Raw genomic sequence first — 20,443 nt, forward strand, 5'->3', positions numbered from 1 at the left:
TAAAAAGCATAGGGTCCCAGCACATGGAAATCCGTCACCTGCGTTACTTCTCGGCCGTGGCCAACCACGGCAGCGTGGCCGAAGCCTCGCGTCGTCTCAACATTGCCCAGCCCGCATTGAGCCGCCAGATCATGGACCTGGAAGACGAACTGGGCGCCGCGCTATTCGTGCGCGGTGCACGCGGCGTCACCCTGACCGCCGCCGGCCAGCAGTTCCACAAGGATGCCGAACGCCTGCTGCAGGACCTGGAAGAAGCCAAGGAGCGCATCTCCCGCGTGACCTCCGGCCAGCTGGGCTCGCTGCGTATCGGCATGACCCCCAACTACACCTGGCACCCGGCGCTGCTCAAGCCCCTGCAGAAATTCCGCCAGTCCAATCCCAGCGTGGCCCTGCTGCTGGAGCCCTCGATGTCGGCCAAGCAGCTCGAAGACATCCGCAACGGCACGCTCGATGGCGGCTTCCTGGCCTGGCGCAGCGATGAAGACGCCCACCTGCAGGGTTTCACCATCTTCCGCAATCGCCTGCTGCTGGCGATCCCGGCCAGCAGCCCCATGGCCAAGCGGCCACCGGCGCGCCTCAAGGACTTGCGCGACGAACCCTGCATCTGGTTCCCGCGCACGCGCTCGCCACGCTACTACGACTTCCTGATCCACCAATGCCTGCTGGCCGGCTTCTCGCCCAAGCTGGTGCAGCTGGGCAGCGATGTCTCCACCATCCTGGGCCTGGTCGCGGCCGGCATGGGTTACTCCATCGTCTCGGATGCCTCGCGCTTCAACTGCCCGCGCGATGTGGTGCTGTTCGAGCACCCCGACCTGTCGTCTTCCTACGACGTCGAATTCGTCTGGAGCGACGAGAACCGCTCGCCGACGCTGGAGAATTTCATGGCTTTCCTGCAGAAATTCACGCCGGACTAGGGAGGTTTTTCCAGGGCACGGGAAATAGTTTTCAGCTATATCTTAAAGGCATAGATACAGCGGATAACAGTATTTTTCGAATTGGGATGGCATTGCTATATTCAAGTCACAGGGCCTGATCACGCGGGGCTCCTGGTGCCGGATCGTCCGCCCGCTTCTGTCGCGCGGGTTCCGGTGGACGATATCGCCGCGCCACCACACTCGATGAGCCTGCCATGTTCAATCCCGCCAAGATCCGCCTGCATACCAAGCTTCGTCTCGCCCTGCTGGCGACCTGGCTGGGTATCCTCCTCATCGGCGCCGCCAGCGCCTATATCACCCGCGCCTCCCTGCTGGACGAACGCAAGGCCGGGCTGGTCAACCTGGTCGATGCCGCCTCGGCCGTGCTGCGGCAATTCCATGCCCAGGTCCAGGCCGGCCAGCTCGACGATGCCCAGGCCCGCCGCATGGCCCTGCAAGCCATGTCGAAGATGACCTATGGCAGCAATGGCTACGTCACCCTCATCGATGACCGTCCGGTGGTGCTGACCCACCCCACCCTGCCCAAGCTGATCGGACAGGACATGCACGACTACCTCGACGCCCATGGCCAGCCGCTCTATCGCAACATGGTGGCCGCCGGCAATCCGGGCGGCGGCGGCTTCGTGGAATACATGGTGCGCTCGCCGGATGGCCAGGCGCAGCTGCCCAAGATCACCTATGTGCAGGGCTTCGCTCCCTGGCACTGGTATGTCAGCTCCGGCACCCTGCTCAACGATATCAATGACGTGGTGTGGTCGCGCCTGCGCATCCTGCTGCTGGCCCTGCTGCTCATCGGTGGTGGCTTGAGCTGGCTGCTCAACAGCATCTTCGGCCGCGTGCTGCACAGCATGGGCGGCGAGCCGGACTACGCCACCCGCATCTCCCACGAAATCTCGGCAGGCAACCTGAGCGTCGCGGTCCAGGCCCGCCATGGCGGCAGCATGTTGAGTGCGATGGCGCAGATGCGCGAATCGCTGCTCAGGATCGTCTCGGCCTCCCTGGATTGCGCCCGTGAAATGAGTGTGATGTCCCGCGAGATGGTCGATGGCAACATGGACCTGTCGGCCCGCACCGAGCGCCAGGCCGCCTCGCTGCAACAGACCTCGGCAGCCATGCAGACCCTGACCCTGACGGTACGCGAAACCGCCGAGAACGCCGCCCATGCATCGAAGTTCTCGGCCCAGGCCGCCGACATCGCACAGGACGGCGGCAACATCGTCGCCTCGGTGGTGACCAACATGGATGGCATTGCACGCTCGGCGGCGCAGATCCATGGCTTTGTCGAACTGATCCAGGGCATCGCCGCGCAGACCAATATCCTCGCCATCAATGCCGCCATCGAAGCCGCCCGCGCCGGCTCGCACGGACGCGGCTTTGCCGTGGTGGCGCAGGAAGTACGTGCCCTGGCCGACCGCTCCGGTCATGCCGCGCGCCAGATCCAGCAACTCATCGAAGCCTCCAAGGAAAACATCGCCACCGGCGTCACGCTGGTGGATGACGCCGGACGCGTCATGAGCGCGGTGGTGGAATCGGTGACCCGGGTATCGCAACTGATCGCCTCGATCGAACAGACCACCGACGACCAGAAGCGCAGCATCGAGGAAGTCAGCCTGGCGGTGGCCGACATCAACGACATGGCCCAGCAGAACGCCGCCCTGGTGGAACAGGCCGCCGCCAGCTCGGCCACGCTGGCCAGCCACTCCGGGCTATTGATGTCGACCATGTCGCATTTCCGGGTAGCGGCCTGACAGCAGCCCCAATGCGCTAGCTCGCCTGCGCCACCGCCGGGCTGGCGCGGCGATCATCGATAGGAAAATGCAGCACCGCCGCCACGATCCCCACCACGAAGGTCGCGCCCCATAGCCAGGAATAGGACCCGGTCAGCTCCAGCATCCAGCCGCCCAGCCAGGCGCCGAGGAAGGAGCCGACCTGGTGGCTCAGGAAGCAGATGCCGAACAGCGTGCCCATGTGCGCCGTACCGAAGATGCGCGCCACCAGCCCGGTGGTCAGCGGCACCGTCCCCAGCCAGGCCAGTCCCATCACCGCTGCAAATATCCCCACGCTCAGGGGACTCTTGGGGGCCACGCAGAACAGGCCGATGGCGGTGCTGCGCAACAGGTACAGCCAGCCCAGCACGACCTGCGGCCGGTAGCGTCCCCCCAGCCAGCCACAGGCCCAGCTGCCGGCCATGTTGAACAGGCCGATCAGCGCCAGCGCGGTCGCCGCCAGGCCCATGGGCATGTGGCACAGCTCCAGGTAGCCGGGCAGGTGCGTGGCGATGAAGGCCAGCTGGAATCCACAGGCGAAGAAACCCAGCGTCAGCAACTGGTAGCCACGATGACGACGGGCCTGCGCCACCACCTCGCGCAGGCTGTAGCGCAATGCACTTGCCTCCTGGGCAGGGCGTGCGCCACGTCCCAGCAGCAAGCCCAGCGGCGCCACCGCCAGCACCAGGAAAGCCAGCATCAGCAAGGCCCCGCTCATGCCCGCGGACGCCCGTACCCCCTGCACCAGCGGCAGCATCAAGACCTGCCCCAGCGAACCACCGGCACTGACCAGGCCCATGGCACTGCTGCGCCGTTCCGGCGCCACGCTCTGCCCGACCGCCGTCATCACCACGCCGAAACTGGTACAGCTGATGCCCGCGCCGATGAACACGCCCATGCCCAGCACCAGCATGAGGCCATTGCCAGCCAGTGCCGTCATGGCCAGGCCGAGGGCATAGCAACAGGCGCCCACGGCGACCACCGGCGCCGGCCCGTGGCGATCGGTCATGGCCCCGGCCAGCGGCTGGGCGAAGCCCCGCACCAGGTTGTGCAGGGCGATGGCAAAGGCCACCAGCGTCACCGGCAAGCCGTGATCGTAGGACAGCGGACTGATGAACAATCCAAAGGTCTGGCGCGAGCCCAGTGCCATGCTCAGGATGATGGCACCGGCGGCGACCGCCAGCCAGGTGCGGCGGGTAGCAGAAATAGTCATGGGAAGTCGATTTTCCTGTGGATATTGATGATGTCGATAGCCAGCATTTAAGCGCCTCTGCGGCGTACTCTCAAACGACTTCGATGAGGTTTCACATTCCTGCCAGTCATGCGAAGAGCCTCGCCGACAAGCGCCACGCCAGCGCCGCGATGTGTTTCAATAGCGCATCCCCATCGACCTGCGAGAGCCCTCCATGCCCCTCCCCCTGGCCAAGCTGCCACCACTGGACCTGATCCGTGGCTTCGTCGCCGTGGGTCGCCGCATGAGCATCACGCTGGCCGCGCAGGACCTGTTCCTGACGCAGTCGGCCGTGAGCCGGCAAATCCACCTGCTGGAACAATTCATGGGCATGCCGCTGCTGCAACGTCACCACCGTGCGATCTCCTTCACGCCGGCTGGCGAGCGGCTCTTTCGCAGCGCCGATGCCGTCCTGCTGCAATTGCAGGACACCGTGGGCGAGCTGCAGGCCACGCAGGCGGCACGTCCGGTCACCATCACCGCCAGCATCGGCATGACCGGCCTGTGGCTGCTGCCACGCCTGTCCATGCTGCAGCAACGCTGGCCCGGGCTGGATGTACGGGTGGCGGCCAGCGACAGCGTGACCGACCTGCGCCAGGAGGGCATGGACCTGGCCTTGCGCTACACCACGCGCCTGCAGGCGCCGGCGGGCGCGATCCGCCTGTTCGGTGAATCGGTGGCGCCGGTGGCCCACCCCTTGCTGCTGGTCGATGGCAAGCTGCCCCCGGCCACGCCGCTCATCGAGTTCGAACAGCCCAATCCGCGCCTGCGCTGGAAGGACTGGCTGGACGGTAACGACAAGCCGGCCAGGAAGAAGCGCAGCATGCTGCGCTTCAACCAGTACGACATGGTGATCCAGGCCGCGCTGGCCGGCCAGGGCGTGGCGCTGGGCCGCATCGAACTGATCACGCCGCAGCTGCAAGGCGGCCAGCTGGTCATGCTGGCCGAGCCACGCACACAGGGCTCGGAAGGCTATGCCTACTGGCTGATCCAGGCCGAGCAGCAGCCCCGTCGCGAGGTGCAGCAGGTGGCGGCGTGGATCATCGCCGAAGCCCAGGCCAGCCTGCGCTAGGGCAGGCTGGCAGGATGGCAGGCCGCCAGCGCATCGTCGAGCCGGTCATTGCCCCAGAACATGTCCTCCCCTACGAAGAAGGTAGGCGCGCCGAAGATGCCCAGTGCACGGGCCAGTGCGGTCTGTTCGCGCAGGCGCTTGCGGATGGCATCGGACTGCGCCAGCGCCAGGATCGCGTCGGCCGGCAGCTGCATGGCCAGCAAGACTTCGCGCACCGTCTCGATGCTGTCGATGTCACGGTCCTCGGCGAAATTCAGGTGCATCACCAGGCGACAGAATCCCCCCACCCACGGCGCCTCGGCATGGGCCAGCGCCACCCGTGTAGCCACCACCGCCGAACGCGGGAAGCGGCTGGGCAGGGTCCACGGCACCCCATACTTGCGGCACTGGCGTGCCATGTCGCGCCAGGTGTAGGCGCCCTTCTCCTTTTGCAACACGAAGGGCGAAGTGCTCCAGCCCAACGCCTGGAACACCGGCCCCAGCAGGAAGGGACGCCAGCGCAGCTGCACCTGCGCCTGCTGCGCGGCCTGCTCGATACGCAGGGTGGACAGGTAGCTGTAGTTGCTGCCGAAGTCGAACCAGTACTCGATCACGGGAAGCGCGGCGCTCATGCATGCACCACCAGGCAGCGCAATTCCAGGCTCTTGCGCAGGGGGGCCGAAGGCGGTATCTGCGGCAGGTCGAAAGCGCTATGGGGCGTAAAGCGCGCCACGCCCTCGGTGCGCGAATCGAACTGCTTGAACACCAGCGCATCACTGGCCTGCATGTCGGCAAAGTAATACCAGCGATGCCGGGGATGGTGGCGCAGCAGGTAGATCTCGCCATTGCGGCGCGGATAGCGAACCTCGCCGCGTACCAGCTCATCGGCTGCCACGCTGCGCGCATCGGCCACCGCCAGCGGCGTGTCCTGCACCACGCCGCGCAGGCTGCGCCAGATGTTGAGGATGGAGAAATGCTGGGCGTAGGCGATCAGGTCGGCATCGCGCAAGACCATGGAAAAGCGGCGCCGCCCCGATGCCTCGGTGTAGTCGTTGTGGATGCGACCATTGGCCGCTGGCGTGGCGCCACGCGCGGTACGCCCGAAATCCAGCGGCACGCGCGCGGCATCGCGTTCGCGCACCAGGTGATCGAAGACATAGGCGTGAGTACCGCCGGTCAAGGCCAGGGCCAGCTCCACGGCCTCGGCGTAGTAGATCGAGGTGATCTCGTCGGCATCGTCGAAATCGCGCACGGCACTGGGCGCATCGACCAGCTGGAAACCATTGCTGTCGATGGAGAGATCGGCAAGATGACCGGCATCGGCGATGAAGCTGCGCCGGGCGGTGTAGTCCGCGCTCTCCCAGGGCGTTCCCGGCGGTGGTTCGAAGGCGTAGCTGACCGGGTCGCGGGCGTTGTCGGCCAGGTAATTGAGCGGCGCCCAGACGCCGGCAGGACTCTCCAGGGTGGCAGTTGACATGATGGCTACTTATGCGTGGATGAGATGTTGCTTCATTGAAGCAGCCACGCCGGGCCTGTTCAAACGACTTATTTCCGCTCACGCATGCACAGCGGGAATGCGAAACGACAATGCATATGCTTATGTGAATTTGTTTCTTGGCACGGGGCGGGTGGCGCGCTAGCGTCTGTCATCGGCATGTGCGAACCGCTTCTCCCTTCAACGAACGACAAGAAAGAGACAACATGGCAGACAATGCGCAATGGAAGTTCGAAACCCTCTCCGTCCACGGTGGCTACGATCCCGACCCGACCACCCGCGCGGTGGCCGTGCCGATCTACCAGACCGTGGCCTTCGCCTTCGATGACACCCAGCATGGCGCCGACCTGTTCGACCTGAAGGTGCAGGGCAATATCTATTCGCGCATCATGAACCCGACCCAGGACGTGCTGGAAAAACGCCTGGCCGCGCTCGAAGGCGGCATTGCCGCGCTGGCCCTGGCCTCCGGCCAAGCAGCCGTGACCTATGCGATCCAGACCATTGCCGAGGCCGGCGACAATATCGTCTCGGCCTCGACCCTCTATGGTGGCACCTACAACCTCTTCGCCCACACGCTGCCGCAGTTCGGCATCACCACGCGCTTTGCCGATCCGCGCCAGCCGGCCTCCTTCGCGCCGCTGATCGACAAGCGCACCAAGGCCATCTTTATCGAATCGATCGGCAACCCGCTGGGCAACATCACCGACATCGCCGCCGTGGCCGAGATCGCCCATCGCCATGGCGTCCCGCTGATCGTCGACAACACCGTCGCCACGCCCTACCTGCTGCGTCCCTTCGAGCATGGTGCCGACATCGTCGTGCATTCGCTGACCAAGTACCTGGGCGGCCACGGCACCACGCTGGGCGGCGCCATTGTGGACTCGGGCAAGTTCCCCTGGGCCAAACACAAGGAGCGCTTCAAGCGCCTCAACGAACCCGATGTGAGCTACCACGGCGTGGTCTATACCGAGGCATTGGGCGAGGCCGCCTACATCGGCCGGGCGCGTGTGGTGCCGCTGCGCAATACGGGGGCGGCGCTGTCGCCCTTCAATGCCTTCCAGATCCTGCAGGGTATCGAGACTCTGGCCTTGCGGCTGGACCGCATCACCGACAACACCCTGGCGGTGGCGCAGTACCTGAAACGCCATCCCAAGGTGCGCTGGGTCAACTACGCCGGGCTGGAAGACCATCCCGACCATGCGCTGGCGCAGACGTATTTCAAGGGCCGCGCCTCGGGCGTGCTGACCTTCGGCGTGGCCAATGGTCGCGAGGGGGGCGCGCGCTTCCAGGATGCCTTGCAGCTCTTCACGCGCCTGGTCAACATCGGCGACGCCAAGTCGCTGGCTACCCACCCGGCCTCGACCACGCACCGTCAGCTGTCGCCAGCCGAACTGGAAAAGGCCGGCGTGACCGAGGATACGGTGCGCCTGTCCATCGGCATCGAGCACATCGATGACCTGCTGGCCGACCTGAAGCAGGCGCTGGAATCGGCCTGAGGCCGATATTGAGCCGCTAGCGCAGCCCGCGCCCCGACGCCGGTGGCCGGGCTGCCAGGATGGCCTCGGCCACCACCCGCATGGCCCGCGTGACCGGCTTGTCGTGGCGCACGATCAGGCCCAGCTGGCGGCTCAACGCCGGCACCAGCGACCGCACCTGCAAGCTGCGCCTATCCTCCTGGCGCAAGGCCATCTGCGGGATGATGCTGTAACCCAGGCCGGCCGCCACCATTTCCTTGATCGCTTCGACGCTGCCCAGCTCCATGCTGGGCTGCAGTCGCATGCCGGCCTCCAGCAGCCAGGCATCCACCAGTTGCCGGGTATTGGTGCCGGGCTCGAAGAGCATCATCGGCAGCGCCGCCAGATGCCGTGGAGCCACCTGGCGCGGCAGCTTGCGCGCGCTGGCCGGGCCGATGAGCACGAAGGGGTCTTCCAGCACCACGCTGACATGCAGCGCACGACTGCTCACCGGCAGGGTGACCAGGGCCATGTCCAGCAGGTTCTGCTCCACCCGCCGCACGAAATCGGCCGTGTTGCCGGTGCCGACCATGACCTGCAGCGCGGGATAGCGTTGCTGGATATCGGCCAGCACCGGCGGCAGCAGATGCAGACAGGCGGTGGCACCGGTGCCGATGCGCACCGTTCCCTGCACGCCTTCGGCATGCTGCCCGATAGCCTCGACCGCCTCGGCAGCCGTCTCCAGCAGGCTGCGGGCGTAGCCCAGCAGGGTGGCGCCGGCGGCGGTGGGGGCGATCTTGCGACCGACCCGCTCCAGCAGGCGCGTGCCGAGCCGGCGCTCCAGCTCGCGGATCTGCTGGCTCACGGCCGGCTGGCTGACCTCCAGGCTGGCCGCTGCGACCGAGAAACTGCCACTCTCCATGACCCGGACAAAGGTAGCGAGCTGCTCGAAGGAAAACATCTGCATATAAGACCTTCTTATGCAATGAATAATCAACATAATCTATGTTTAGTGATACGGGGCTGTCAACATGCATCCCATGGATACCTTGACTGCACAACGCCCGGTAACGCATCCGGCACCCCCTGGCGCACCGGCCATCACCCTCGCCGAAGCGCGCCCGGACCACATCCCCGCCATCCTGGAGATCTATTCGGTCTACGTGCTGGGCGCCCTCTGCACCTTCGAAGAGTTACCACCCTCGCTGGACGAGATGCACCGGCGCCTGGACCGGCTAAGGCGCGTCGGCCTGCCCTGGCTGGTGGCGCTGGAGGGCGATAGCGTGGTCGGCTATGCCTATGCCAGCCCCTATCGCTCGCGCCCGGCCTACAACGGCACGGTGGAAGATTCGATCTATGTGCGCCAGGGGCAGGATGGCCGTGGCATCGGCCGCACCCTGCTCGATGCGCTGGTCAGGCAATGCCGCGCACTGGGCTACCGCGAGATGATTGCCGTGGTCGGTGACAGCGCCAATACCGCTTCGTTGACGCTGCACGAGAGAATGGGGTTCAGGAAGGTCGGCGTACTGACCGATGTCGGCCGGAAATTCAATCGCGCCGTCGACACCGTACTGATGCAGCGCACGCTGGTCTAGCCGTGCGCCTGCATCGATGAGAAAGGACTAGGCAGCAATGGCCTGCGCCTGCCGCTGCGCCACCAGTTCACGGGTACGCGGGATCAGTTCGCGGCCGTAGTCGATGGCGTCCTCCAGCGGATCGAAACCACGGATGAGGAAGTTCGTCACGCCCAGATCGTAGTAGTCGAGCAGGGCCTCGGCCACCTGTCCAGGGGTACCGACCAGGGCGGTCGAGTTGTAGCGGGCACCGGTCTCCTTGGCAATCGCCGTCCACAGGCGCTTGTCCACGCGACTGCCGCGATCGGCCGCCGCCAGCAGGCGGCGCGCCCCTTCGCTTTGCTGCGGACCGGCGGCATAGGTGGGATGGATCTTGCCATTGCCCGATCGCAGGCGCCGCGTCTCGGCCAGGATGCGCTCGGCGCGTTCCCATGCGGCATCTTCGGTGGCCGCCAGGATGGGACGGAAGGAGACCGAAAAACTGATCTTCCGTCCGTGACCTGCCGCCTCGGCACGCACGCGCCCGGTCAGCTCACGGACCTGGTCCAGCGATTCGCCCCACAAGGCATAGATGTCGGCATGCCGCCCCGCCACCGGGATGGCGGCCTCGGAGGCACCGCCGAAGAAGATCGGCAGATGTGGCTGCTGCACCGGCCTGACCTCCGAAAAGGCTTGTTCGACACGATAGAACTCGCCATGGTGATCGAAGGGCTCGCCGGAGGTCCACACCTTGCGCAGGATCTCCAGGTATTCATCGGTGCGCGCATAGCGTTGGTCGTGATCGAGGTAGTCGCCATCACGGCGCTGTTCGGAGTCGGACCCTCCCGAGATGATATGCACGCCCAGGCGACCACCGCTGAAATGGTCCAGCGTGGCCAATTGGCGTGCGGCCAGCGTCGGCGCCACGAAACCGGGGCGATGCGCCAGCATCAGCTTGATGCGCTGGGTGGCGGCGGCCACCTGGGCGATGGTCAGGATGGCATCGGGGCCGGTCGAGTGGTACGGCACCAGCACACGATCGAAACCGGCCTCCTCATGGGCACGCGCAAAGCGCAGCAGGTAATCCGTATCGATGGCGGGGCCCACCGGAGTGTGGATCTCCGAGTTCTTGTTGGTGGTGACCATGCCGATGAAGTTGACGCTCATGCTTGTTCTCCTGTGGGCCTGTGCTGACAGGCGGTGGATAAGTTGGTTCGGCCCTCAGACCTTGACGATGTAGTCGCTCACCCGCACCTGCTGCGGCAGGATCTTGCGTGCGGCCAGCCAGTCGGCGGCGCCCTGGAAGGTGGCGATGAATTTCGCATCGTCGGCGCCATGGAATTCCCAGCGGCGTGCCAGCTTGATGAGCGAGTCGCGCACCGCATCCGAATAGCCGGCATCCTGTTGCACCAGGAGTTCGGCCTCGCGCGGGTTCTTCGTGATCCACTCACCCTCGGCACGATAGGCGGCATTGACGGCGCGCACGATGTCGGCGTTGTCCTCGGCAAACTTGCGGTGCGTGACGTAGGAGTTGAAGTCGATCAGGAACTCCAGGTCGCGGCCTTCGAAGAAGACGTCGTGGGCCTTGTATTCGACCCGCGCGATATCCACGCCCGGGCTCCACATCGACCATGCGTCGACCTTGCCCTGGGCAAAGGCCGGGCCGGCATCGGGCGGGTTGAGGTAGACGAACCTGACCTTGTCGCGCGCGATGCCGTGCTTTTCCAGCGCTGCCACCAGCAGGAATTCGCCCAGGCCGGAGCGGTTCACCGCCACCGTCTTGCCGACCAGGTCGCTGACCTTGTTGATGCCCGAACCATCCTTGGCGATGATGGCCGTGCTGCGCGGCTCGACCACGGCGAACTGGGTAAAGACCAGCGGCGAGCCGGCGATCATGGCCGCCAGCGCCGGCGTGGTACTGCCGCCGAAACCGAAGTCGGCGCTGCCGCCGGTGACCGCCTGCAGCGAAGGCGCGTGATTGGGGAAGGGGCCGATCCATTGCACCTTGATGCCGTCGCGGGCCAGGATCTTCTCGAACTCGCCGCGGGTACGGGCAATGCCGGGCAGGCCGCCCTTGCCCCAGGCCAGGCGCACGGTATCGGTATTGCGCGACTTGCCGGTAGCGGCCAGCGCGGCGATGGGCAAGCCGGCCGCGCCGAGGGCGCTGGCGCCGAGGGCGGCCTGGATCAGTTGACGTCGGTGTGCATTGGCGGGCTTGGAATCGTGACTCATGGATTGATGGGGGAAGTGGATAGCAAAAAGGAAGAGGGACTCAGTCGCCGCTCACCACGCCCAGCTCGGCCAGCAGCTGGGCGCGCAGTTCTCCGGCGGCAGGATGGGTGCGGTCATGGGCCGCTGCGGGCAGTACGTGGTAGTCGCTGGCGATGGCGCCGTCGCGCATGACCAGGATGCGGTCGGCCAGCAAGATGGCTTCATCCACGTCGTGCGTGACCAGCAGCACGCCCGGACGATGACGCGCCAGTAACTGGCGCACCAGCGCATGCATGCGGATGCGGGTCAGTGCATCGAGGGCGGCGAAGGGTTCATCCAGCAACAGCAGGCGCGGCTCGCGCACCAGGGCACGCGCCAGCGCCACACGCTGCGCCTGGCCACCGGAGAGATTGCGTGGCCAGTCATCGATGCGACTACCCAGCCCGACCTCTTCCAGCGCCGCCTGCGCGAGCGGCTTGCCGATCTTGTCATCGAAGCCCAGGGCAACATTGCGCCAGAGCGGATCCCACGGGATCAGGCGCGGTTCCTGGAACACCACGGCCGCTTGCGCCGGACCATCGATGCGACCGCCGTCGATGGCATCCAGGCCTGCCAGCGCGCGCAGCAAGGTGGTCTTGCCGCAACCGCTCTCACCCAGCAGCGCCACGAACTCGCCGCGCCGGATGCGCAGGTTCAGCCCCTGTATCACAGTGCGCTCACCGTAGCGGCGCCTGAGACCGGCCACCTGTACGGCGACCTCGTCGACACCGGCGGGATGCATGGTGTGCACGTCATGGGAGGTAGTGCTCATCATTTCCCCTTGGCGGCGTAGTTGGGATGCCAGGCCAGCAGGCGGCGTTCCAGCAGGCGTGCGATGGCGTCCGAGACCACGCCGATGCCGGCATAGATGACGATGGTCAGCACGATCACGTCGGTCTGCAGGAACTCGCGGGCATCCATGGCCAGCGAGCCGATGCCGGTGTTGGCGGCGATGGTTTCGGCAATCACCAGTGCCAGCCAGGCCACCGCCAGCGCGTAGCGCACCCCGGCCAGAATGGAGGGCAAGGCGCCGGGCAGCACGATGCGGCGGATCAATGTCCAGTTGGACAGGCCGGTCACGCGGCCCAGTTCGAGCAGCTTGGGATCGACCTGACGGATGCCCAGCACGGTATTGATGTAGATGGGAAAGAGCACGCCCAGCGAAACCAGGAACACCTTGCCGCCCTCGCCCACGCCGAACCACACGATCACCAGCGGCAGCGCTGCCAGGAAAGGCACGGCGCGCACCATCTGCACGCTGCGGTCGAACAGCGCCTCGGCCAGGCGCGAGAAACCCACCAGTGTGCCCAGCACGAAACCGAGGCTGCCGCCAATGATGAAGCCGGCGGCGGCGCGCAAGAGGCTGGCCCCGAGGTCGCTGAGCAGGCGGCCCTGGCCGATCAGCTTCCAGGCGGTCTGCACGACCTTGCTGGGCGCCGGCAGCACCTGTGGTGAGAGCACGCCGGCACGGGCAAAGGCTTCCCAGAGCAGCAGCAAGGCCAGCGGCGCTGCCCAGGAGATGAGGAAGAGGCTGCGTGCGCCGAGCACGCGCGGCACGCGCCGGGCAGGCCGCTCTGCGGCGGAGGTGGCGGAGGCGGCGGCAGCGGGCAGGCTCAGTCGGTTGACCGCATCGGACATTCGGACTTCCTTCTCATGAGATTGACAGACAGCTGCAGGAGAGCTGCCATGGTGAGAAGGAAATCCTAATCAGCTTCGGCGCTGGCGATAAGGAATCATTTTGAACTTGGATATCCGGAAATCACATGAGCGCGGCCCGGGCTCAGGGCAGCTCATCGTCCGCCACGCCCGGCACGCCGGCCCGGATGACCCGGCTGTAGTCATCCTTCGGACCGCCCTGCAACGCGCGCTCGGTAATACGGCCCGCCAGACGCAATTGATCGAAGGTATACCCCGGCGTCATCACGCCATGGTCGTAGACATACTCGGCAAAGTACCCGGAAAGCAGCAGGCGATAATCCAGCGGCAGGCCCGGCGAGAGCCGGCGCGCCAGTTCGAAGACGATGGTGGTGCAATTGCTGGTGAGAGTGTTGTAGAAGCGCGGCGTCTGGTGCAACTGCGCGGCGCGTTCCAGGTAACCCAGGAAGACCTTGCGCAACTGGTCGGGTCGCAGGCGCAGCCGGTACAGGTAGACGTCCTCGCCGCGCGCATGGGTGCGGGTGCGCAGGATGTCGCGTTCATCGGCGGCAACGATGACGGTCTCGAACTTGCGGAAGAATCCGCCCAGCGCCGAGAACGCCTCGCCACGCTCGCGCCGTATCTCCAGCGAGAACACCAGCCTCTGGCCATCGGCAAAGCCGAAGGACACCAGCGTGTGGGCGATCGCCGGCCCCATCCAGTAGGACAGCACCAGGTCGGCCGAGACCAGTTGCGCGAGATCGTAGTGGCGGGTCTCCCAGCGGATGTCGTAGTCGGCCTCGCTGCGCCAGTCGAAATTGCGTACCTGCTGCAGCGCGACCTGGTCGCCGTTCACCTGCGAGACCAGCATGCGCGCCACATCATCGGCCCAGCGGCGCTCATGCGAAGGACGGATGCCACGCCACCACGACAGCAGCAGCACCAGCGCCAGCACGAATGCAATCGGCCCCCAGCGCAGGGCACTTCCCGCACCAGCCAGTGACGCCAGCGTCGCCAGCGCTGGCACGCTCCAGGCAAGGATTGCCAGGACGCGCGCCCGACGCGCTCCCGGACACTGGTACCACAACGCAAACCCGCCCCACACGGCCAGCCCCAGCACCAGGCCGGCCAGCAGGATCAGCAATACAAAGGAAAGAAGGCCCATCGGCATCGTGCGATATTGTCGTTATTGGTCAGGCAGCGGGGTCCCTCCCGCATGCGGGCATTGTAGCCGCGCCCTGTGTATAAGTTTATGCGGATATATTCGTGGCTGCCCTGCGCCCGGCAGGCAGAGAATCGGCGGATCTCCCACCATCAGGAATGTATCCATGGCCCGCGACCTCTTAGTCTTGCTCGAATACGGCTTCACCGATCCCGCCCATCCGGGCGAGCGCTTCATCTGCCCCGATGGCGCGCCCATCGAGGGCTTGCTGGCCGGTGAGCCTGAACGTGCCAGGGGCGTCGACATCCGTCGCCTGCCCTTCGCGCGTCCACGCGCCGAAGTGGTCGCCCTGCTGGGTGAACAGCACCAGGGCTTGCCGGTGCTGATCCTGGGGGATGAACATCCCCTGCCCGAGGATGCGCAAGTGGCCAACGGCCGCCACTTCGTCACCGATACGCGCCGCATCCTGGCGCTGCTGGCGCAACGCCACGGTTTTGCCCGCGTGCATTGAGCCACCTGTTTCCGGAGCCCCCATGAGCCAGCCCCCACGGCAATTGCACCTCAACGTCAATATCCTGCATTCCGGCTTCATCCCCTCGGCCTGGCGGCTGCCGCAGGCCGATCCGCTGGCCTTCATCGATGCCGCCCACTACGTCAGGGTGGCGCGCATCGCCGAGGCCGCCAAGTTCGACGCGGTGTTCCTGGCCGATAACGCGGCCATCATCGAGCAGATCGATTTCCGCCCCATCACCGCGCTGGAGCCCACCGTGCTGCTGGCGACCGTGGCAGCGGCGACCACCCATATCGGCATCATCGGCACGGCCTCGACCAGCTACAACGAGCCCTATAACATCGCGCGACGCTTTGCGACGCTGGACCATGTGAGCGGCGGACGGGCCGGCTGGAACGTCGTCACCACCGCCGACCTGGCCTCGGCCCGCAATTTCGGGCAGGACAAGGTCCCCGACCATGCGGCGCGCTATGCCCGCGCCGACGAATTCACCCAGGTGGTCAAGGCCCTGTGGAACAGCTGGGAAGACGAGGCACTGGTGGCCGACAAGGCCAGCGGTCGCTTCATCGACGACGGCCGGGTACATCCCATCGCCCATCGCGGCCCGCACTTCCAGGTCCATGGCCCGCTGAACCTGCCGCGCACGCCGCAAGGGCAGCCGGTGCTGGTACAAGCCGGTGGTTCGGGGGATGGCCAGGAGCTGGCGGCGCGCCATGCCGAGGCGGTCTTCTCGGCGGCCCATACGGTGGAAGAATCCCTGGCCTACAGTCGCGCCATCAACACCCGCGCGGCCCAGCTCGGCCGGGGTCCGCATGCGGTCAAGATCCTGCCGGGGCTGGCCACCATCATCGGTGCCACCGAGGCCGAGGCGCTGCGCCGACGTGACGAGCTGATCGACAATATTCCCTGGAGATATAGCTTGAAGCGCCTGGCCGGCATCCTCGGCGTCCCGGTGGATAGCCTGGATCTGGATCGCCCGTTGCCGGAGAAGCTGGCCCTGCCCGCTGGCGGAAATGGCAACCATACCTTCTTCCATGCCACGCTGTCGCTGGTGAAGGGGCGTGCGCATACCGTGCGCGATGTCATCCGCGCCCTGTGCGGGGGTGGCGGTCATCGCGTACTGGTCGGCACGCCCGAGCAGATTGCGGACGAAATCGAACTGTGGTTCAAGGCCGGTGCTGCCGATGGCTTCAACCTCATGCCCGATGCCTTGCCGGATGGCTTGCAACACTTCGTCGATGGTGTGGTGCCGCTGCTGCAACAGCGCGGGATCTTCCGCCGCGAGTATGAGGGCAAGACCTTGCGCGAGCATTTCGGACTGGCCCATCCGGCCAGTACCGGTGGCCAGGCAAGAGCCGCCTGAACCTTCCGCTCACACCTACAGGAAAAAAGCTCGCCCCGGAATAGACCGGGGCGTGATGCCGTTCAGTCAAGCGTGTTGCCAGCCCCTAAGCCTGCTTCGACTTTGATCGCGCCGGCGCTGACCGTTCGTCCTGAGTAGCGGCGTAGCCGCGTATCGAAGGCGCACCAGGCTCAGGAGCGCCTTCGATACGGCCCTGAAGGGCCTACTCAGTCCGAACGGTTTCAAATGGGTTGAAGAGAACTTTAAATGGACCGCTTGGTCAGTTCTTGCCCAGCTTGAGATTCCTGTCGTCCCTGTCCCTGCTGCTGAAGTAATCCGGCAAGGCAAAGCCGTCATAGAAGCGGTCGCTGCGGATGGCCTTCTGGAAGTTCTCGGAGCGGTAGGCCTGGGCGATGTCGCGGGCATAGGTCTCGTCCTGGCGGGTCTTCTTGACGGCCACCACATTGATGTAGGGCGGCTTCATGTCTTCCAGGATAAAGGCCTCGGAGAGCTTGAGCTTGGCGAAGATGGCGAAGTTGCCCTGGATCGCGACGAAGTCGGCATCGTCCAGCGCGCGCGGACCCTGGGCGTTTTCCAACAGCAACAGCTTCAGGCCGACCTTGTTTTCCACCACGTCCAGTTCGGTGACATCGACCGGCTTGTTCTCGCGGATGCGGATCCAGCCCAGCCGCTGCAATATCCACAGGGCCCGCTGCAGGTTGACCGGGTCGTTGGGCACGGTCACGGTGAAGCCCTTCTTGAGATTGTTCAGGTCCTTGTGCTTGCGCGAATACAGGCCCATGGGCGGCGTAGGCACCTGCACGATGCCCACCAGGTCGGTGTTGTTGCGCTCGTTGTAGGAGGCCAGGAAGACCGAGTGCTGCATCACGTTGGCATCGATGTCGCCCTTGAAGACGGCGCTGTTGGCTTCCAGCCCGGTGGAGAATTCATAGTAGCGGATCCTGTAGCCCTTCTTCTCCAGCTCGGGTTGCACGCCCAGCTTGAACTCATCGATGTAGGGTCCGGGGACGAAGCCGACCTTCAGTTCGCGCTCGGGTGCAGCCGGCGGAGCGGCCTGGGCGCCGGCGACCACGGCGGCGCCGAGCAACAGCAGGCTGGCAAGTTTTTTCAGCATGAGGGATTTCCTTTGACGATCACTGGCACTCAGACATAGCCGTGGCCGAAGCGCTCGTTGTGCGCTTCGCCATTGAGGTGGAAGTTGCCGATGGCGGCCTCGCGCTGCGTGACCGGATTGTGCGAGGCCAGCGTGCGCGCATTGCGCCAGTGACGATCCAGGCGCAATGCCTGGCTGGTGGCCGAGGCGCCGCCGACTTCGAAGAGCAGCGTGGTGGCTTCCAGCACCTGGCCGATGACGATCTGCTGCGCCTCGAAGGTGCGGATGTCGAGCAGGTTGTAATCCTCGGTGGTGGCGCTGCCGGCGCGGCGGGCTTCATTGAGTGCATCCTGCTCGCGGGCGATGGCCAGGGTCAGTTGCTCGGCCGACCAGGCCAGGCTGGACAGGCGCCCCACCACCCTGTGCACCAGCGGATTCTCGCGCGGCACCGATTGCCCCGGCACGCCGAAGGTGCGGCTGCGCGGACGGGTGAAGGCGATCGCATCGCGCAGGGCGGCGCGGGCAATGCCGGCCAGCGTGGCCAGGTGGAAGGTCTGGTAGAAGGAGGTGATGATGGTATTGCGGCGCGGCTGCGAGAGCTGGTAGCGGTCCAGGATCTGGTCGGCCTGCACCGGCACGTTGTGGAAACGCGTGGTGCCGCTGCCGGTCAGGCGTTGGCCGAAGCCATCCCAGTCGTCGACACGTTCCACACCGGGGGCGTTGACGTGGACGATGACGTTGAGATCGGATTCATGGTCGTGGCCGCGCGCCAGGATCCAGTCGGCATAGAGGGTGCCGGTGGAATAGTATTTTTCGCCATTCAGGCGCAACTGGCCGCTGGCATCCTGTTCCAGCACCACCGAGTTGGAGGTGGTGCCGGTACGCTCGGAAGCGGCCGCGCCGAAGGTTTGGCCACTGCCGATGACCTTGAGCCAGCGCCGCGTATCGGCGTCGTCGCGACGCTCCTGCAGCAGCTCGGTAAAGCCGGCATTCACGCGCAGGATCTGCGGCAGGTTGGATTCGGCCTCGCCCAGGCGGATCAGCAGCGAGAAGTAGTCGGCCAGGCTCACGCCGCCCCCCCCGTGTTCCACCGGCACGCGCAGGGCGGTGAAGCCGCTCTCCTTCAACTGGCGCACTTCTTCGGTGGGCAAGCGGCGCTCGCTCTCGCGGGCGATGGCGCCCTCGGCGATGCGGGCGAAGAGATCGGCAAAGCGTTGGTGCAATGCCTGGGCAGACGCGGGCGTGGAGGTGCTCATGAGGTCCTTTGCTGGATGAAGCTGACAAAGGATTATGTGGCCGCAGTCGCGTGCAAATGAAGGAAGGAAATCGGATATGGATATGCAGCGCCGCCCCCCGCCGTCTCAGTGGCCCGGCACGGCGTGCAGCTGTACGGGCTTGCTGGCGCGGATGGCCGCGATCATGTTGCGTACCGCCGGTGCACGTTCATGGCGGCGGAATACCGCCGCCACCTCCGACACCAGCGGCGCGCCGGCCAGCGCGCGGTAGCAGACATTGGGCAGCGTCACCACCGAGGTGAGCACGCCCGGCACCACTGCCACGCCGGCACCCACCGACACCTCGGCCAGCACCGCCAGCAAGCCGCCGGGACGACTCACGCTGCGCGGCTCGAAACCACCACGACGCCAGACCTCGCGGCTGCCCAGCTCCTGCTCGGGCAGGATGAAGGCATCCTGCGCCAGCGCGCGCGAGCGTACCGCTGTCGCATCGGTGACCGATGCCAGCGCATGATCGCCCGGCAGGGCCAGGCAGAAGCGGTCGCGCAACAGCACATGCGATTGCAGCGCCGGACCCAGCGGCAGCGGCATGCGCAGGAAGGCGATATCGACCTTGCCTTCTTCGACCGCATCGGCGAGCTGGTCCATCGGCCATTCGCGGGCATGCACGCTGGCCTGCGGCCAGCGCTGGCGGAAGGCGCTGATCTGCTGCTGCAGGATGCCGCCAAAGACGGCCGAACCCACATAGCCGATCTCGACCCGGCCCAGCTCGCCCCGTCCGGCGCGGCGACCGACGTCGATGGCCTGGTCGAAGCGCGCCAGCACCGCCTGCGCCTGCACGACGAAATCGCGCCCGGCCGAGGTCAGCGCCACCGAGCGCTTGGTGCGTACGAACAGTTGCGCCTGCAGCTGGCGCTCCAGTTCGCGGATCTGTACCGAGAGCGTGGGTGGTGCGATGCCCAGGATCTCGGCGGCGCGGGCAAAGTGCAGCTCTTCGGCCACGACCAGGAAATAGCGCAGGTGACGCAGTTCCATCGTTTTGCTCCAGATAGATGATGATGAAGGTGGTGATTTTGAATTAGTTTAAAACTAATTATTTGCCATTTCACCGTTATTGAAACGAATTATCGCTGCTGCTCCAATGGAGGACTTCCTTTCACTTCATTTCCAGGAGCCCTCCATGTCCAAGGCCAGACTTCCCGCTACCCTCTTCCTGTCCACCCTGCTGGCAGCCGGTATCGCCAACGTCGCCAGCGCCGCTGGCCTGCCCACGCAACCGGTGTTGACGCTGGCCGCCGCCCAGCAGGTGATCCAGGCCGCGCAATCCAAGGCCCAGGCCGAAAACTGGCCCTGCGTCATCTCGGTGGTAGATGCGGCCGGCCTGCCGCTGGCGCTGGTGCGTATGGACAATGCAGCCGTGCCCGCCGGAGTCGAGCTGGCGCCGGGCAAGGCACGTACCGCCGCCCTCTTCCGCCGTCCCAGCGGGGCGCTGGAAGATGCCATCAATGGCACGCGTCCGGCCGCCATCACGGCGCGCGGCTTCGTGCTGATGCGCGGTGGCGTGCCGCTGGTGGCGGAGGGCCAGATCGTCGGTGCCATCGGCGTCTCGGCCGACACGCCCCAGCATGACGAGGAAATCGCCAAGGCCGGCGCCGCCGCCCTGAAGTAAGCCGCCAGCCAACCCGACCAACCCGACCACCCTGCCCACT

At 65.8% G+C, this 20,443-nt stretch carries 20 protein-coding genes; 8 read left to right on the forward strand and 12 right to left on the reverse strand.

Translation table 11 applies throughout. The features are described 5' to 3' along the window. Positions 1-23 precede the first annotated feature (23 nt). Together ACIPHN_RS22340 and ACIPHN_RS22345 are read left to right on the forward strand one after the other, a co-directional pair. Positions 24-914 carry a LysR family transcriptional regulator gene (locus tag ACIPHN_RS22340; RefSeq protein ID WP_400440329.1) on the forward strand — a complete coding sequence of 297 codons (891 nt, stop codon included), beginning with the start codon at positions 24-26 and terminating at the stop codon, positions 912-914. A 215-nt stretch (positions 915-1,129) separates the two neighbouring features. After that, positions 1,130-2,683: a methyl-accepting chemotaxis protein gene (locus ACIPHN_RS22345; protein ID WP_400440332.1), complete on the forward strand. Its 1,554-nt coding sequence runs from the start codon at positions 1,130-1,132 to the stop codon at positions 2,681-2,683. Between the two features lie 16 nt (positions 2,684-2,699). Here the strand turns inward: ACIPHN_RS22345 and ACIPHN_RS22350 are convergent, their stop codons facing one another. Next, the gene (locus tag ACIPHN_RS22350; RefSeq protein ID WP_400440335.1) at positions 2,700-3,914 is read right to left on the reverse strand and encodes an MFS transporter; all 1,215 of its coding nucleotides are present in this window, start codon (positions 3,912-3,914) and stop codon (positions 2,700-2,702) included. Between the two features lie 193 nt (positions 3,915-4,107). On the opposite strand from ACIPHN_RS22350, the gene ACIPHN_RS22355 reads away from it, so the two are divergent. Then, positions 4,108-5,004: a LysR substrate-binding domain-containing protein gene (locus tag ACIPHN_RS22355; RefSeq protein ID WP_400440337.1), complete on the forward strand. Its 897-nt coding sequence runs from the start codon at positions 4,108-4,110 to the stop codon at positions 5,002-5,004. Here the strand turns inward: ACIPHN_RS22355 and ACIPHN_RS22360 are convergent. Both ACIPHN_RS22360 and ACIPHN_RS22365 read right to left on the reverse strand, forming a co-directional pair. Further along, positions 5,001-5,615 (reverse strand): 2-hydroxychromene-2-carboxylate isomerase, encoded by a 615-nt coding sequence (locus tag ACIPHN_RS22360; RefSeq protein ID WP_400440339.1) that lies wholly within the window; start codon positions 5,613-5,615, stop codon positions 5,001-5,003. The genes ACIPHN_RS22355 and ACIPHN_RS22360 overlap by 4 nt on opposite strands. Continuing rightward, a complete protein-coding gene (locus ACIPHN_RS22365) occupies positions 5,612-6,460 on the reverse strand; it encodes a CmcJ/NvfI family oxidoreductase (RefSeq protein ID WP_400440342.1) in 849 nt (282 codons plus the stop codon). The genes ACIPHN_RS22360 and ACIPHN_RS22365 overlap by 4 nt, the downstream gene beginning before the upstream one ends. 224 nt (positions 6,461-6,684) lie before the next feature. On the opposite strand from ACIPHN_RS22365, the gene ACIPHN_RS22370 reads away from it, so the two are divergent. Beyond that, complete coding sequence (locus tag ACIPHN_RS22370; protein ID WP_400440345.1) at positions 6,685-7,974, forward strand: O-acetylhomoserine aminocarboxypropyltransferase/cysteine synthase family protein; 1,290 nt, start codon at positions 6,685-6,687, stop codon at positions 7,972-7,974. Between the two features lie 16 nt (positions 7,975-7,990). On the opposite strand, the gene ACIPHN_RS22375 is transcribed toward ACIPHN_RS22370, so the two are convergent. Beyond that, positions 7,991-8,899, reverse strand: a complete 909-nt coding sequence (locus ACIPHN_RS22375) for a LysR family transcriptional regulator (RefSeq protein ID WP_400440348.1) — start codon at positions 8,897-8,899, stop codon at positions 7,991-7,993. A gap of 73 nt (positions 8,900-8,972) precedes the next feature. On the opposite strand from ACIPHN_RS22375, the gene ACIPHN_RS22380 reads away from it, so the two are divergent. After that, a complete protein-coding gene (locus ACIPHN_RS22380; protein WP_400440351.1) occupies positions 8,973-9,527 on the forward strand; it encodes a GNAT family N-acetyltransferase in 555 nt (184 codons plus the stop codon). 27 nt (positions 9,528-9,554) lie between these two features. Here the strand turns inward: ACIPHN_RS22380 and ACIPHN_RS22385 are convergent, their stop codons facing one another. The 5 genes from ACIPHN_RS22385 to ACIPHN_RS22405 all read right to left on the reverse strand — a co-directional run bounded on the left by ACIPHN_RS22385 (position 9,555) and on the right by ACIPHN_RS22405 (position 14,535). Then, on the reverse strand, positions 9,555-10,652 hold the full coding sequence (locus ACIPHN_RS22385; protein ID WP_400440354.1) for an LLM class flavin-dependent oxidoreductase: 1,098 nt from the start codon (positions 10,650-10,652) through the stop codon (positions 9,555-9,557). Between the two features lie 54 nt (positions 10,653-10,706). Then, positions 10,707-11,717 carry an NrtA/SsuA/CpmA family ABC transporter substrate-binding protein gene (locus ACIPHN_RS22390; RefSeq protein ID WP_400440357.1) on the reverse strand — a complete coding sequence of 337 codons (1,011 nt, stop codon included), beginning with the start codon at positions 11,715-11,717 and terminating at the stop codon, positions 10,707-10,709. A 40-nt stretch (positions 11,718-11,757) separates the two neighbouring features. Next, the gene (locus ACIPHN_RS22395) at positions 11,758-12,507 is read right to left on the reverse strand and encodes an ABC transporter ATP-binding protein (RefSeq protein WP_400440360.1); all 750 of its coding nucleotides are present in this window, start codon (positions 12,505-12,507) and stop codon (positions 11,758-11,760) included. Continuing rightward, on the reverse strand, positions 12,507-13,373 hold the full coding sequence (locus tag ACIPHN_RS22400) for an ABC transporter permease subunit (RefSeq protein ID WP_400440363.1): 867 nt from the start codon (positions 13,371-13,373) through the stop codon (positions 12,507-12,509). Before ACIPHN_RS22400 ends, ACIPHN_RS22395 begins: the two co-directional genes overlap by 1 nt. Positions 13,374-13,515: 142 nt before the next feature. Continuing rightward, the gene (locus ACIPHN_RS22405; protein WP_400440366.1) at positions 13,516-14,535 is read right to left on the reverse strand and encodes a DUF4105 domain-containing protein; all 1,020 of its coding nucleotides are present in this window, start codon (positions 14,533-14,535) and stop codon (positions 13,516-13,518) included. A gap of 163 nt (positions 14,536-14,698) precedes the next feature. Here ACIPHN_RS22405 and ACIPHN_RS22410 point away from each other — a divergent pair, with 163 nt between their 5' ends. Further along, positions 14,699-15,043 (forward strand): DUF3088 domain-containing protein, encoded by a 345-nt coding sequence (locus ACIPHN_RS22410; RefSeq protein WP_400440369.1) that lies wholly within the window; start codon positions 14,699-14,701, stop codon positions 15,041-15,043. 22 nt (positions 15,044-15,065) lie between these two features. Continuing rightward, positions 15,066-16,406 (forward strand): LLM class flavin-dependent oxidoreductase, encoded by a 1,341-nt coding sequence (locus ACIPHN_RS22415; RefSeq protein WP_400440372.1) that lies wholly within the window; start codon positions 15,066-15,068, stop codon positions 16,404-16,406. A gap of 259 nt (positions 16,407-16,665) precedes the next feature. Here ACIPHN_RS22415 and ACIPHN_RS22420 read toward each other — a convergent pair whose 3' ends face one another. The 3 genes from ACIPHN_RS22420 to ACIPHN_RS22430 all read right to left on the reverse strand — a co-directional run bounded on the left by ACIPHN_RS22420 (position 16,666) and on the right by ACIPHN_RS22430 (position 19,769). Further along, a complete protein-coding gene (locus ACIPHN_RS22420) occupies positions 16,666-17,520 on the reverse strand; it encodes a MetQ/NlpA family ABC transporter substrate-binding protein (RefSeq protein ID WP_400440374.1) in 855 nt (284 codons plus the stop codon). A 29-nt stretch (positions 17,521-17,549) separates the two neighbouring features. Continuing rightward, entirely contained in the window at positions 17,550-18,755 is a 1,206-nt protein-coding gene (locus ACIPHN_RS22425; RefSeq protein ID WP_400440377.1) for an acyl-CoA dehydrogenase family protein, read from the reverse strand. A 105-nt stretch (positions 18,756-18,860) separates the two neighbouring features. Continuing rightward, positions 18,861-19,769 carry a LysR family transcriptional regulator gene (locus ACIPHN_RS22430; protein WP_400440380.1) on the reverse strand — a complete coding sequence of 303 codons (909 nt, stop codon included), beginning with the start codon at positions 19,767-19,769 and terminating at the stop codon, positions 18,861-18,863. A 145-nt stretch (positions 19,770-19,914) separates the two neighbouring features. Between ACIPHN_RS22430 and ACIPHN_RS22435 the strand changes: the two genes are divergently transcribed. Beyond that, positions 19,915-20,403 carry a heme-binding protein gene (locus ACIPHN_RS22435; RefSeq protein WP_400440383.1) on the forward strand — a complete coding sequence of 163 codons (489 nt, stop codon included), beginning with the start codon at positions 19,915-19,917 and terminating at the stop codon, positions 20,401-20,403. Positions 20,404-20,443 lie beyond the last annotated feature (40 nt).

Origin of the sequence: Herbaspirillum sp. NPDC087042 (assembly GCF_044745245.1) — a bacterium.
GTDB lineage: Bacteria > Pseudomonadota > Gammaproteobacteria > Burkholderiales > Burkholderiaceae_D > Herbaspirillum.